This window comes from Aliivibrio sifiae (assembly GCF_002954715.1).
GTDB classification, from domain to species: Bacteria; Pseudomonadota; Gammaproteobacteria; order Enterobacterales; family Vibrionaceae; genus Aliivibrio; species Aliivibrio sifiae.
Window position 1 is genome coordinate 61,522 of sequence record NZ_MSCP01000005.1, and the last position, 14,571, is coordinate 76,092.

At 39.6% G+C, this 14,571-nt stretch carries 9 protein-coding genes and 2 pseudogenes; 3 read left to right on the forward strand and 8 right to left on the reverse strand.

Annotated elements, in window-relative coordinates; genetic code table 11:
* Window positions 1-41 precede the first annotated feature (41 nt).
* From BTO23_RS20995 to ribB, 8 genes are all read right to left on the reverse strand, one after another.
* Window positions 42-1,475 carry an aminotransferase class I/II-fold pyridoxal phosphate-dependent enzyme gene (locus tag BTO23_RS20995; RefSeq protein ID WP_170066799.1) on the reverse strand — a complete coding sequence of 478 codons (1,434 nt, stop codon included), beginning with the start codon at window positions 1,473-1,475 and terminating at the stop codon, window positions 42-44.
* Between the two features lie 59 nt (window positions 1,476-1,534).
* On the reverse strand, window positions 1,535-3,067 hold the full coding sequence (locus BTO23_RS21000; protein ID WP_105064501.1) for an HAD family hydrolase: 1,533 nt from the start codon (window positions 3,065-3,067) through the stop codon (window positions 1,535-1,537).
* A gap of 56 nt (window positions 3,068-3,123) precedes the next feature.
* Entirely contained in the window at window positions 3,124-4,299 is a 1,176-nt protein-coding gene (locus tag BTO23_RS21005; protein WP_105064502.1) for a hypothetical protein, read from the reverse strand.
* Between the two features lie 2 nt (window positions 4,300-4,301).
* A complete protein-coding gene (locus BTO23_RS21010; RefSeq protein ID WP_105064503.1) occupies window positions 4,302-5,111 on the reverse strand; it encodes an outer membrane lipoprotein-sorting protein in 810 nt (269 codons plus the stop codon).
* Window positions 5,112-5,126: 15 nt separating this feature from the next.
* On the reverse strand, window positions 5,127-7,385 hold the full coding sequence (locus tag BTO23_RS21015) for an efflux RND transporter permease subunit (RefSeq protein WP_170066800.1): 2,259 nt from the start codon (window positions 7,383-7,385) through the stop codon (window positions 5,127-5,129).
* A gap of 124 nt (window positions 7,386-7,509) precedes the next feature.
* Entirely contained in the window at window positions 7,510-9,033 is a 1,524-nt protein-coding gene (locus tag BTO23_RS21020) for a class I adenylate-forming enzyme family protein (RefSeq protein WP_105064505.1), read from the reverse strand.
* A complete protein-coding gene (locus BTO23_RS21025; RefSeq protein WP_105064506.1) occupies window positions 9,034-11,754 on the reverse strand; it encodes a lysophospholipid acyltransferase family protein in 2,721 nt (906 codons plus the stop codon).
* A 17-nt stretch (window positions 11,755-11,771) separates the two neighbouring features.
* Window positions 11,772-12,431 (reverse strand): 3,4-dihydroxy-2-butanone-4-phosphate synthase, encoded by a 660-nt coding sequence (gene ribB / locus BTO23_RS21030; RefSeq protein ID WP_105064507.1) that lies wholly within the window; start codon window positions 12,429-12,431, stop codon window positions 11,772-11,774.
* Between the two features lie 222 nt (window positions 12,432-12,653).
* Here ribB and BTO23_RS21035 point away from each other — a divergent pair.
* From BTO23_RS21035 to BTO23_RS21040, 3 genes and pseudogenes are all read left to right on the forward strand, one after another.
* Window positions 12,654-13,374 (forward strand): annotated as a pseudogene (locus tag BTO23_RS21035) (IS3 family transposase); the annotation flags it as partial.
* A gap of 35 nt (window positions 13,375-13,409) precedes the next feature.
* Window positions 13,410-13,652: pseudogene (locus BTO23_RS21665) on the forward strand (integrase core domain-containing protein); the annotation flags it as partial.
* Window positions 13,653-13,825: 173 nt separating this feature from the next.
* The gene (locus BTO23_RS21040) at window positions 13,826-14,515 is read left to right on the forward strand and encodes a helix-turn-helix transcriptional regulator (RefSeq protein WP_170066801.1); all 690 of its coding nucleotides are present in this window, start codon (window positions 13,826-13,828) and stop codon (window positions 14,513-14,515) included.
* Window positions 14,516-14,571: the final 56 nt, after the last annotated feature.

The following is a 14,571-nucleotide window of genomic DNA, read 5'->3' on the forward strand; positions in this document are numbered from 1 at the left end:
CAGATTATTTGCCCCCCCCGGAACTCAGTTTAAAAGTTATTTTACTGTTGACCAATGATCGACGTTAACTCTTCTTTTTTGTGAGAGTCACATTTCTCCATTTGCCCCCCCCCTAGTGTTGCATGGTATTTCTTTGCCCAGACAATACTTTCTGCGATGATGTCTACTGCTTTAATTAATGTTTCGTGTTCATGCTCTGGGCTCATTGACATACGAAAGCGAGCTTTCCCTCGCGCTACAACAGGGTATTCTAAGATAGTAGTAACTACCCCCATACGGAACGCTTTCGCACACGCTAGACGTGCAATATTCTCTGAACCCACATGAAGCGAAACGATTGGAGAAGGAGTGCCATACACATCGATGTTATGCATCTTCGCTCTTTGACGTGCAACATTGATATTCGACATTAATTTAGCACGACGTTCTTCCCCCTCTTCACCTGCTACTAGTTTAAGGCCTTCGCGAGCAATCGCAATTTGTGTAGGTGATAACGAAGTAGAATAAGTGTATGGACCCGCGAATGAACATGTAGAGAAGATCACTCCAAGGTTTGACGTCGTTAAATACCCACCGTTAGTAGACAGTGTTTTCGAGAATGCACCAACCACTATCAGATCAGGGTCGCCTAGTACTCCTTGATCACCAAGTGTGCCTTTACCGTCTTTGCCAGTACAACCTAAGTCATGACAAATATCCACTAGCAGTGCAGCATTATATTTTTTACAGATATCGAGAAGTTCTTTAATATCTGGCGCATCACCATCCATTGAATAAAGGCCTTCGGTAACAACCAATACACCTTGCGTAGGGTTGCTTGAACGAATCGCTTCAAGTTTTGACCTTACTTCCATATTAGAAAGGTGTTTGAATTTAACGACATTATCACATGATGCATAAGCCCCCTGCTTTAAACTTTGATGCGCGTATTCATCGATCAACACTACGTCGTCTTTTCTTGCAATACCTGCGACTCCGCTAAATGATGCTGCCCAACCCGTTGGGAATAAAATGCTATATTCGTGACCTAAGTGTTGAGCTATCTCTTTCTGAAGAGCACCCGACTCCAGAGAGTTACCTAACAAAGGGCCAGTATTGATACTGTGAAGTCGCTTATTTGTTAGCGTTTCAATTGCCGCTTGCTTTAGCTTTGGGTGGTTTGATAACCCCATGTAATCTACTGTTGATAAGTTAATACCTGTAAACTCTCGGCCAGCAAGATCACGGACAGTTGCTTCTACATCTGGGTCACCGACTACTTTTAAGAAATGGCTCATAACACCAGCCTCAAGCCTACGACGATACCAACCTTCAAGGTCTTGATAACGGTCTAAAATATACTCTGAGTGAGGATTGAAGTAACGCATTTGGCCTTTCGTAAGAACGCCTTCACCTTGCAATAATTCCTTATTTGGGAAAGATTCTTCGAAGTTGTATAGATCAATATTAAGTTCTTCTGTCTTTTCAATGTTCATGTTGATTTCCTTATCAGTTTCAATATTTTCAAATTTGTTGTTTGTTAGGTAATTCATCATTATTTGTCCCAAGTTTCCTTAAGTCGCATGACGCGATGGCCCAACTCAATACGCTCTAGAAGGTCATGTAAGTCGACATTTGCGAATGCTCTGCGGTGTGATTTTGTGCCTATCACTAATTGTTGAGAATTCATCTTTGTTTGTAAGATCTCTGTAATTAATCGTCGATTACTTATCGCTTGCTTAAAGGTTTTATCCCAACCTTTAAGAAACTGTTTGAATTCTGATGTATTTCGATTGTCGGTTTGTGTAAAACACTTAATAGCTCTTCGAATAGCCGAGTATGAAAGAACTCTGGTTTTAGTATGAGCCCATGTTGAAAGGCCTAAGTTATCTATATTCTCTTTTGTTGTCCCATCAAAGCCTTCGAGATTAATGCCTAATACTCTGTCAAATAGGCAATGTTCCAAGTCGATGGATGTGACTTTAGAGGTAGACTTTTGAATGTAGGTGTTTCTTGGTCGCCAATCCGCATTGGAAAGAATGTATGCCGCGGCTGCTTGTGTACCTACTTGTTCAGCGACCTCAATATCATAGTCACCATCTTTCCAGAGCGCCCCTTTCGCTGGAGAACTAAAAAGTAGCGGTTCCTCACCTTCTAATAGGTAAGCTCGCGGTGCTGATGCTCCTATTGTGCACATTATTCGATGGGCAGTTTCTTCGATGTAAGCGCTTGCTGGATCTATATATCTTTTAACGTACCACTGTTTTTTTACATTATTAGCGTCAAGCCCATGCACTCTTGCGACAATGTTGTAGCGTCCTAATTCTTCTTCTGACAATAGTTCTATGTCAGTAACCATGAAGTTTTGGTCATCTATCGTGTATTCAGCACCAATCTTCAAAAGCGGAGTACCTGATGCGGTAAGCCAAACTAACTCACTGAGACAATTCACGTATACATCACGACGCCCATCACCAATGTTGATAGCGTTCATACCTAAAGATTTTGGCGCATCGTAGTCATTCTTAACGTCATCACCAATAAATAGACAATCAGAAGGAAGCAGGCCAAGTTCAGAAGTCACTTTGATATAAGCAGTAGCCGTTGGCTTTTTAGTACCAATATCACTAGAAAAGTTAATTACGTCAAAGTACTTAGCTAACCCTAATTCAAAAAATGGTTTTTTAAAGATCTGGGCTACATTCGATAATAATGCAATTTTAATATTTCGAGCTTTCAGATTGCTGAGTAATAATCTAGCTCCTCTAGCGAGCTTTGCTGTTGATAAATGGCTCTCTAAAGCAATTCGACATTTGAAGTACTCCTCTGGCGTTGACTTACGTCCAATTAACGCTTCGATAAAACCTTCCAAAGCCTTATCATCACTTTCAAAGTGTTCGATTAATGTTGCCTTAAGCTTAACTGAAAAAGTTTTCACACCAAGAATTTTTGAAAACTCCCTTAGCAATGGCCTAGTATTAAATTCTATTAGAGTGCCATATAAGTCAAAAATCACACCTTTAAACTTATCTCCAGGGATAACTGTATTTTTCAATTTTAAATTGGAGATATTGTTTAATTCACCCATTACGAAAACGTCCTTGTTAAAATATTACACTTATATTTTATTTGTTAAATGAAGACTTAGAAGTACCAATGAGCATTAAATGACAGTTGGTCAAAATCGTTACTATAGAACAAAGCATCGTTGGGATCTGATGAGTTAAAATAAATAAGCTCTACAGATACCTTAATGTTATTTGTTAATTTACCCGTTATTTCTAACGTGCCAATTACACCTCCATATTGAGTGTCAATAATGCCTCCAATGGTTGTTTCTAGATCGTATACATTGTAAGTGGTGTACTTATAAGCCAAGAAAATATCATTTTGAAAAGCTACCGTGTTGTCATCTTGCCGACTGTCATAGTAATACTCTGCATAAACGGTTGACTCACCCTCACCGAACCAAGATGAACCTAATGTTCTTTCAACACCAAAAGTTGTACTAACATATGAATCGTAAGAGTTTGGCTTAAAGTATCCTAGCTCGAACTTATATATGTTCGAGTCCATAATGTACTGAGCATCAAGACCGAATGTATTACCTAATACATAGTGTGGTGCTAAGTTTTCTATCTCTCCATCTACTTTGTAGATTGGCTGCCGATATGTACCATTGAAATAAACAAATCCAAATTCTAGGTCATCTAACATCCCTGATATACGAGCTGCGTAGTCTGTGTGGTTTTTACCTTTGCTTGACTCATAAGTACTTTGGCTCGCATCGACTGGCAATCCCAGCCCCCAGGGACGTTGCGTCCCTCCATAATTCAACTCTTCAAACCGCGGTAAAATGTAGCCATCAACCGTGACGCTATCTTCAAAATATGACACAGCAACCATCGACTGACCTAGCCCTTGCTTTTGAAAGTAGTCCCTAATCTGGTCTCTTTGGTTGATAATGTTGATTACATTGATACCTTCGGTCACTCCCCAATAGATAAGGTCATAACCAACATCAATTTGATACGAATCCCCTATCCAATTAATCTTTGCGATAGTTGGATCGAAATAGCCTTCCGTGTATTCGTTTATCCCTTTCTGACCATACAATCTAAGGTTATAATTTAGATTTTCAGACAACTCCCCTCTACTTCGCAGCTCACCTACCACACTGAAAGCCTCATCCATAGTGTTTTCAGTATTTACAAAATCAATGACATCAATGCCTAAAAAACCGTGTAAGTTCATTGCATGAACATTAAAGCCATATACAAGAGAAAATACCGATATTATTTTTGCAATATCTGGCCACATAATTACTGTACTCGATTAAATAAACTTGGTCGGAAGCTATTTTTATTAGTAGCGCTTGTAGTAAATTCTTCAAATACTATTTCAGTTTCACTGTTTTTTATATGGTCTTCCATTTTTAAAACATGTGGTCGCCAAGCTCCTGTTTCTGAATATGAAACATAATCATTGAAGTACAATGTTTTTGAATGCTCACCACGACTATTAAAATACTTATTAAATTTCGGTTGATAATTTGAATCATCTAAATATGTTTCAATATGGGAGTAGCCAGAGCCATTGTATTTTGGTTTGTAAGCCACTTTTATTAGTTTCTGGCCAGCTATTTCAACAGCGCTAGCCTTGTTAAACTCGTATTTACTTAATTCAAGTGAAGATAAGTCTTCGAATGCGAAATCGCTTCCTACAAACGAGCTATCTCTATTCGACGATGAGATTCGTTTTGTCCTATTTATACTTGGTAGAAAAAGCCATTGTTGGTCGTTACCATCCATTGCTGTATGTGTTAATACTGATACTCCTTTGACGTCTGTTGGCTGTGAAAACACATTTATGGTTTTATTACCGGCATCTTCTGATTCAAGAATATATTGTTCCATTATGCGGATAATTTGACTATCTCGAGTCTTAATTGTCATAGTAACGGTAGACATTGAGTTTGTTAAACCGCGCTGGTATTCACGGCTCAGGTTCATTACTTCTTCTGCATTCAAAGAATATTCACTTGTATCATCTGAGATAGCAATATTTGAAAAAATTGACAAATATGCCGTAATAGCCAGCAGCAATACACTTTTTGATTGTTTAAATTTCATGGGCACTCACCATTTTCATTGTTGTTTAACTTTTTTGAATTTCCCGGCTTCCAAGACTTCATCGCTTTGGTGTATTGCTTGCTCCTTTGGTTTTCGAAGCATGATTGCAGGAAGAACCGTCAGGTCGATCACTAATGCTGTTACAAGCACTGCTGCAGTCAAGATCCCAAAGACTTGGAATGGAACAAAGGTAGAAAGAAGTGATGCACCGAAAGCAAATACAAGTACTAGAGTTGTTCCATATAGCCCGACACCTGTTTCACTAAATACTTGTGTGAATGCCGTTTTAGGTGACTGCCCTTTTGACTTTTGTCTTTGATATTCGGTAATAATGTGTAGCGTGTCGTCCACCGCTATACCCAAGGTGATACTGACTACCAGAACTGTACCTACATTTAAGTTCTCACCCATGACCCAAAGACCTAGGCCTCCCACTAACAATGGAGTTAAGTTTGTTAGAAGTGCTATAAGACTCAGTTTCCAAGATTTAAAAGCAACCCAAAGTACGGCAGTTATGAGTAAGAATGCAATGCCAACAGATGATAGAAATGAGCCAACAACATAACTTTCTTGTCTTTGGTATAATGAGTACTTACCAGTAACAGTCGCATCTAAGTTGAGACGTTTAGCTTCCTTATTGATAATCGCAATCTCTTCAAGTGCTTTTGAAGAACTGCCTACTTTCCAAAAAACAGTTAGTCGAATTGCATCATTGTGGCTAGAAACTCGATTGTCGACTGATAGCCCTTTTGGCAAGCCCATGGTGTAAAATAGAAGTTGTTGAGCAATTCCTTGCTGTGTTTCACCCAAACGGTAACTGCTGTCATCACCATAGTTCAATGCTCTGTTTGTCGACTTAAGTATGTCGACAATGGAAACAACTTGAACGATTTCTTTACGGCTCTCAATAAAGCTCTCAAATTCCGCAACTTTGTTTAGGAACTCTGGTTTTTGCGCACAGTTTTCACAGCCCGCATTGACCATAATTTCAATATTTCTTGCCGAACCTATAGTTTGGTCTATTTCATTTACACCTTTACGTAGTTCGTGCTCCTTTGAGAAGTATCCTATGGGATCAGCATCAACCCTAACCATCGTCGCAGCTGCAACACTTGCAATAACAAACGCTACATATGCAATCAATACACCTTTTCTATTGTTTGATACCTTGTTTACAAACTTACTCACTGTGTTTTTTGAAATTAGAAGTGGCTGCTTTTTGTTGTAACCAAATGGCAAGATAAATAATAGCGAGCTAAGCATTAGGTAAGTTAACGTCCACACATATAACACACTAACTGAAGCCGCAATTCCGAGATCAGCGATGGTTTTTATGTCAGAGAACTTGAAACTCAAAAATCCGATCGCGGTGGTTAATGCAGTAAGTAAAGTCGGCTTAACATTCTTCGTTAGCGCGTATTTTACTGCTGCGTTTTTGTCTGTAAAACCCTGTTGTGCTAAGCGGTATGTAACTAAGATGTGGATACATCCCGCGACAGCTAGACCAATAGTTATCTGCGGAAGTACCGTTGTAATTGAAGTCATCTGGACTCCTAACCAACCCGCAAGGCCAAGGCTACCGATAGATGACAACACGACAATTACCATCGCGTAGAACACGCACCATGCGTTGCGAAGCACGTAGTACATGATGGCAATACAGGCTAACAGTAGCGCAGGAATAATCTTAGCGTTGTCCGCTTCTGACGCATCAGCAAATGACTGAACAATTAAAGGTGCTCCAACTAAGTGGAATTCGTGCCCTTGCAGACTAGTGTTTGCCAGTAAATCGCGGGCAGCGGTGACAACGGGTTTAATGTCTAACGGTTTACCATTACTTGGTCTAAGTGTACCTACAAGCAGAGTCATCGATGTATCTTCAGATAAAAGGTAGCCAGTTAGAATTTCATCCTTTTTAGCTATTCTCTTCAGTTCTCCAATCTCATTCTCTGTGTATGATTTTAGAGTTGAAACAAGCGGCTCAACATTAATGTCATCACCTTCAGCATATACGCGTTGATAGTTCGTGATTGAATCCACGCGAATTATATCGGGTAATTGCCACATTTTATTGGTTAAATGGTGTAGTAACTCGATAGAGTCTTTGTTAAATAGCCCATCACCATTTTTTACCGCGATAATGACTGAGTCATCATTACCAAAAGTTTGTTCAAACTTGTTAAACTCCACCAACCATGTATCATTTTTATGAAAGTACCCAGCATGTGTGAAGTCTGTACTTAAACGACCAAGGCCTACAAACGTAAACGCCACTATAAGTAAACTTAAGATCATTATTAACGCTGGCTTAGCAGCAAGAACGTTAACAAGTTTTATTGAATAAACCGGAAATCCGTCCTTTTTTTTGTCCTTGTAAGCATTTTTCATGTTATGTCCTTTACATAGATGCTTGATTCAAATAGTTGTTACGTAAGATATTCTTGGTCACCTTTCCTGTGTGTCCTATCGGAAAGTCTTTTAAAAAAACTAAATCGTTTGGGTGCTTGTACTTCGCCAAATTGGCTTTGAGTGCGAGTTCGATATAGTTTCTAGCTTCGCTATAGCTATGGCTTGGTTTAAGTATTACCGTTGCAACAACTGTTTCACCTCGAATCCTATCGGGTACACCAAATACAGCGACGTCTTTGACAATGTCTACACATCTAATTGCATCCTCCACATCCCTTGGGAAAATGTTATATCCGCTCTTGATGATTAGGTCTTTCTGCCTACCAGCTATGAAGCAGAAGCCATCTTCATCTATGTATCCGAGATCTCCTGAGTAAAGCCAACCACCTTTCAAAACTATTTGAGATTCCTTTGAAAGGTTCATATACCCAAGCATGATATTTGGACATTTAAATACGAGTTCTCCAATTTCTCCAGCGCGTAACGTTTTTCCTTGTGAATCTACAGCTTTTGCAGTAATTCCTTGATAAGGGCGACCTACCGAGCCAATTTTTCGGTTACCTTTTCCTCTTCTGTTACTGCACACGCTTACGATAGTCTCTGTAAGTCCATAGCCTTCATGTATCTGAGTTGAAAAGGTAGTTTCGAACTCATTTAGAAGTTGCAAATCCAGCGGCGCACCTCCCGTTAGACAAGTTTCAAGATGAGAAAAATTGACATCGCCTATGCTGTCTCTACAGTAATCCAATATTTTTGCATACATAGTTGGCACACCCGCAAAAAGCGTGATTCTGTCCATTTCTAAACTATTTACGCACGCTTTTACCTTAAAGTTGTCGTGAAGGACTACCGTTGCGCCAGACATTAACGCCGTGCCAATCAACGCGTTAAATCCGTATGCATGAAACAAAGGCAAAACACATAAAATTCGATCGTTGGGCTTTACGTTAAATGCCACCTTTAACATCTGTGACTGTGCAAATAATGCTTGGCTAGACATCATCACACCTTTTGATGATCCCGTTGTTCCAGACGTATACATGGTTAGGCAGTGCTGATTGTAGTCATCGGCGTGATGTCTGTACTCACTGTCACCAAGGATAAAATCAAATGTATAGTGATCATCGCTTGTGCTACCTAAAACCACAATGTCTGGTTTTACTTTACAATCTTTAAAAGCCATTTCTACAACTGTTACATGTGAGTAATGGATGAAAATCAAGCCTAGATTACTGTCTTCAGCAATATGTTTGATTTCTTTTGGCGTTAAGAGAACGCTGATTGGGGATGCTACGTAACCGCCGAGAAACAAGCCGTAAACTATAGAAACGAATTCTGGAATGTTTGGAAGCATGATTCCTACACCCCCTTTAACTTTAAGATTATCGACTCCGTTCGCTATGCTACAAGCTTCCTTATAAAGATCTTGATAGCTAAGAGAACGATCTTTATGTTGAATTGCTGTTAGTTCGGAAAATTCTTCAAATTTATCCATTAAAATATGGTTATTCATTTAAGCCGCCATATCAATTTTGTAATTAGTAATTTCAGTAACAAAATTATTGTCTTTGTATATTTGAGCGCCCAGAGGAATGTATTCCTTTATCGGTTTATCTTTTGCAGCCTCAGATGTTGAGTAACTCATAAGGAATACGACATAGCCGAAAAATTCCGTAGAGTAATCTCGGTTAAGAGCCGGGTTAATAGACGTGAAGCTATAAAAAAACTTATCGTTTGCTGAACGAAGCCAGCAATAAAGCATTGCTCCAGCCTTCAGTGAAGCGCTCATACCATAAATACTCGTAAGTTTTACCTTTCCGATTTGCGTATCGCGCTGGTATCGACCTACGTTACTCATTGTTACGGTTGCACCAGCACCGCCACTCTCAGCACAATTTAAGTTGTACTTTTTATATGTTTTCTCAGAGTTCCAAAGTTTGTCAAAAACTTTGTGGAAAATTAATGGCGATCTCATATCGACCTCTGATTTAGCACTTTCACTAAATGATTTTGCTAGGTCCCAAAATGTATCGTTTGGATTGACTATCACGTTCGATGATCCAGATCCCGATAGATAACCAATAGCATCGGAGCTAATTTCGTCACCCTCAAAATAACGACGAAGACTGAAGTCCATAGGGAGCGTGCACCTTTTTTTAGCATCAAGCTTGGCACCAGAAAAATGCAAAACAGCACATTGGACAGCCGCTGCATATGCCCCTCCAACCGTCACACCTCGATTTTTGCATTCTGAGATTACATTTTGACAAATACCTGTAGAGGTTTGTGCGAAAAAACAATTAGTTTTCAACTTTTCTCTAGGCTGTAAACTGCCCTGAGGCTTAATTTCTGCCCAAGTATTAAATTTACTACGAGCACGTAAAAAGGATTCTCTATGTAGCTTTCCAAGTATATTTTCGATCAAGCTAATCTTAGGTGAAGCTTCGAGCGCCGATGGCGTTGGAAGTAACTGTTTCCCAAGCTCCTGTCCCCCGCAATGAGTCAAAAATTCACTAAGTAGGTTCATCAAAGAACCGCCATCAACCAAAGAGTGCTGCACGTTAATTATTATGTGACCCGATTCAGGTAACCATGTAACTCGGTACATATAACCTTCAGATAGATCAAATATATGATTAACTTCATCTTCTGCTATTAACTTCCAAAATGGCATTGAGTTAGTTTCATTAACTGAATGTGCGTATCGCTCAACGACGTGAACCTTTTCGTGATTGACAGGCAAGAACTCGAATGCAGGTCTAGCGTTGTGACCATCAGGCCAAATTACTTTAGCGCGAAGGTTTGGGTGACGATTATGAAGGGCTATTGCTGCTTCACGGATTTGGTCAAAACTTTCGATGCCTTCAAGCTGTCCAATGACAACATCAGAGATTCTTGATTGAGCCATGAATGATTCGAACCCTTGCAATGATCTTATTGAGTTCTTTGAGTCCAGTTTTAACTCACGTTCAATTTTTTTCATTAGTCCTAACCCTCTTTCCCTACGTCTTAGTTGACGAATAGTGTCCCGTTGTTTGGGGCTTTCAAAAGAATGCTTCAATAAAGTTAGAGCTTTATCAGCTAAACCGTTTGCATGTAGTGAGCTTGCTAAACCATGCACGAATCGCTCTACTGGATACCCGTATTGATTTGAGTAAAGGTACGCGCGTTTAAAGTATTTAAGTTCATCACGTAAAGTTGTCTTCCTATAGAGTGCTGGCAATTTTTGGTTCAAAAGCCCCTTGCAATAATTCAGATAAGGATGATGTTTATCCTCTCTTAATAAATGGTTGAGCATCATTGTGTATTTTCTCAATCTCAACAAAGCAACCGCTTTGGGCATTGTGCTTAATCGAAAGCCTTCTAATCGGACTTCTTGAACTTTCATATCAAAACTCGATTGAGGAAGAAACCGCGTAGTTTCCCCAATCTTTGATACTCTTTTCACATCAGTTTTTGAGATTAATTCAACATTCTGATCTAAAAGAAGCTCAAGCTCATCGTCCGCTCTAGATGAAACACTTTTGATTTCCTCATCAACCAATTGACTACCCTCTCGCTTAATAGCCTTGCTATAGATCCAGCCATACACTTCAGTTTTAATCAGATGAGCTACACCTTTTGGCTCATAGCCTTTGAATCTTTCATCATCAGGATGAATTAAATTGCCAAAAGTTATTTGTCCTTTTACGCCTTTTGAAAACTTTAAGCTTCCACGAGGCAGTACGTTTGAAAAGTTACTTACTGCTACTGGTAGGATTGGGATGTTGTGCTCTACCGCTAAATTGAACGCTCCGTATTTAAATGCATGCAGTGACTGCCCGTCAGATCGGGTGCCCTCGGGGTACATGACTACTGCACTTCCATTATTTAACAGTTCGGTGATCGTGGCATATGTCCTATCCGGGTTCCTGGGATCGATTGGAACAGCGCCGCCAGAAACTTGGAGCTCCTTAACTATCGGGTTCTTCAATGCCTTTATATTAGTAGGGATCTTCACTTGCCGGTCTACTAGTTTCCAAAAGAGGTTTGTTAGAACAAAGCCATCAAAATAACTTTGATGGTTTGAAACAATGATAACGGCTCCCTCTTTCGGAATATTTTCGGAACCGACAAAACCATTTAAGTGAGCTTCCAATTTACTATCTACATAAAGCATTAACCCGCGAAAGAAACTTTTTTGAAAAGCCGTGCGAACAAAATGTTTAGTTCTTTTACCTAAAATAGCTAACATGGAACGCTCCTCCGCTGTTACGCTGCTGCGCAAGTGTGTTCAACCTGTTCAATGTAGAGGCATAGTTCTTCAATAGTGATATACGAAATTCCAAATTCTTTAGACATTTCGATAAGATCAGGGCGTCGAGCCATTTCACCATTTTCACAGATAACCTCTACAATCACTGCGGCTTCGTTTTCAAGCCCAGCGAGTCGACATAGCTCGACACCTGCTTCAGTGTGGCCTTGGCGAGTAGCAAGATATCCATTTTTTGCAACAAGCGGAAACATATGGCCGGGAGCTTGAAGTGCTTGCGGACTGTATTCATCGCCAATGATGACTTCGATCGTTTTTGCGCGGTCCCATGTGGAAATACCAGTGGTAACTCCATACTCTAATGTCGCGTCTACACTTGCTGTAAATGCTGTCACCATGTGGTCTTTATTATCCTGAACCATAGGTGAAAGCTGCTTCTTCTTTGCTATTTCTTCTGAAATGGCAAGGCATACTAAGCCGCGACCGTGGGTAATCATAAAATTGATGGCTTCGGGAGTTGCGTGTTCAGCAGCAACAATTAGATCACCTTCGTTTTCACGCCCTTCGTCATCAGAGACAAGAAGAAATTGACCATTGCGGAATTCTTCGATTGCTTGACGGATGATTTGCTGGCGGTCTAGAGATAGTACGTTAGTCATTATTATTTCCTTTAGATTAGTGTTTTTTCTGGTCTGAGGAAATAATCGTATAAATAGACAACTTGCGGTATCCCCGCTTGTGATGAACCAAGGTTAGTCCCATAAATTTAGGGGGTTGCATTTATTGAATTTATAAGATTCAAGAAGTGGTCCCCCGATTTTCGGACATGACTTAAAGTGACAAAACTGTTTTGATAGCACCCAGAACAACTGGAACAGATTATGACTAGAAAACGTAAAAACCACTCTATTGAATTTAAAGCTAAAGTGGCACTTGCTGCCGCTAAAGGAGATAAAACTGTCGCTGAGTTAGCGCAGAAGTACAACTTGAATGCTAACCAGATCTGAACTTGGAAAAAAGAGCTGCTCGACAATGCTGCTTTGATTTTTACCTCTAAAAACCAGTCAGGTAAAGGCAACTCTGCAGATCTCGATACACTTCACGCTAAGATCGGTCAACTGATCATGGAAAATGATTTTTTGGCGAAAGTGCTCGTTCGTTAGACCGAGTACAGCGAAAGAGTTCGCTGGATAAATTCACCCAATTGCCGATTAAACGCTAGTGCGAGTTGCTCAATATAGCTCGCTCAACGACGTATTATCGATGAGGTTCACCTCAAGTATCCATTTATGGGCAATAGGCATATTCGTAATAAACTGATTAAGGAAGGGCACTATGTTAATCGTAAACGTACTGTTCGGATCATGCGTGATATGGGAATTGGTGCGATTTATCCTAAGCTAAGAACGATTATCGCAAACAAGATTAATAAAGTTCATCCCTGTCTATCATATCGAAGTCACATACCCGAACCAAGCTTGGGCTATTGATATCACGTACACCCCAATGGCTAAAGTGTTCCTTTACTTGGTGGCTATTATTGACTGGTATAACCGTAAGGTATCGAACACTATAGACACAGGCTTTTGTATCAAATCTCTCTAAGAGGTGCTTCAACACTACAGTTCACTCAGTAGTTGTTAGACCACAACATACGGATCAGCATGGACGGAAAAGGTTGTTGAGTCGACAACCTTTTTATCGAACGATTATGGTGGAGCCTTAAATATGAGGAGCTTTACCTAAAAGCTTACACCACACCAAGAGAAGCAGAACTTGAGATCAGTAACTACATGATGATTTCTAATGAAGAACGTAATCATCAAGGACTCAAAGACCTCACTCCTGATGAAGCTTACTTCGGTAGGCAAAGACATTGAGCAATCACTTAAGGAATTAGTTTATATGTCCAACCATTGGGGACCACTTCTAAGAAATAACGCGACACAATTCAACTTTGTCTACAAGAAATAACGAATACACACAGAAATGATGTACGATAATTAGAATAATCTTTAGTAATTTCAAGGTTTAAATAAAACTAATGTCAATAATGAGCATTATCAGCCAAATCGAACAATCTGAGAACACTCAAGAGGCAATTCAGATAATCGAGAAACTATTTGAACACAACTACACAACGATTCAGCTAATCACTAACCCACATCAAATACTGGATAATCTCTTTGTTCGGTCGACATACCCTAAGACGTGGATTGCAGAATACCTGTTAAACAATTACCTTAAAATAGACCCTATCTTTAACCACATAACAAAGACTAAAGAAGCTGTGCTTTGGAGTGACGTGCCATTAACACCTGAGTCGATTTTATTATTTGATAAAGCAGAAAAGTTTGGAATTGGGCATTCTGGGTATAGCTTCATACATAAAGATGCCGTAGGTATTGGTTCAATCCTGAGCCTAAACTCTAATATGGAATATAACGATTGGGTCAGTTATATTGAAGTTGTAAAGCCTACCTTTGAAGCTGTCTTACCAGCATTACATAATAAAATCACTAAAGAATTTTATAGCTCATCGACAAAGAACCCACAGTTAACATCAAGAGAGAAAGAATGCCTCCACTATTCTTCGATTGGTAAAAGTAATTCAGAAGTAGCAATGATACTCTCAATTTCCGAGCATACCGTTAGAAGCTATATAAAAACGATTAGGTACAAATTGGACTGTGTAACGATCACCCAAGCTGTAGCTAAAAGCATTAGGTTAAAGATAATCTAGGTAACAAAGTAAGCTAACGAGACGGGATTGTTGCAAATAATCTAAGTTGATAAATA

Coding starts and splice junctions, on each gene's coding strand:
- BTO23_RS20995 (WP_170066799.1), bottom strand. CDS start 1,475: ATGAACATTGAAAAGACAGAAGAACTTAATATTGATCTATACAACTTC.
- BTO23_RS21000 (WP_105064501.1), bottom strand. CDS start 3,067: ATGGGTGAATTAAACAATATCTCCAATTTAAAATTGAAAAATACAGTT.
- BTO23_RS21005 (WP_105064502.1), bottom strand. CDS start 4,299: ATGTGGCCAGATATTGCAAAAATAATATCGGTATTTTCTCTTGTATAT.
- BTO23_RS21010 (WP_105064503.1), bottom strand. CDS start 5,111: ATGAAATTTAAACAATCAAAAAGTGTATTGCTGCTGGCTATTACGGCA.
- BTO23_RS21020 (WP_105064505.1), bottom strand. CDS start 9,033: ATGAATAACCATATTTTAATGGATAAATTTGAAGAATTTTCCGAACTA.
- BTO23_RS21025 (WP_105064506.1), bottom strand. CDS start 11,754: ATGTTAGCTATTTTAGGTAAAAGAACTAAACATTTTGTTCGCACGGCT.
- ribB (WP_105064507.1), bottom strand. CDS start 12,431: ATGACTAACGTACTATCTCTAGACCGCCAGCAAATCATCCGTCAAGCA.
- BTO23_RS21040 (WP_170066801.1), top strand. CDS start 13,826: ATGAGCATTATCAGCCAAATCGAACAATCTGAGAACACTCAAGAGGCA.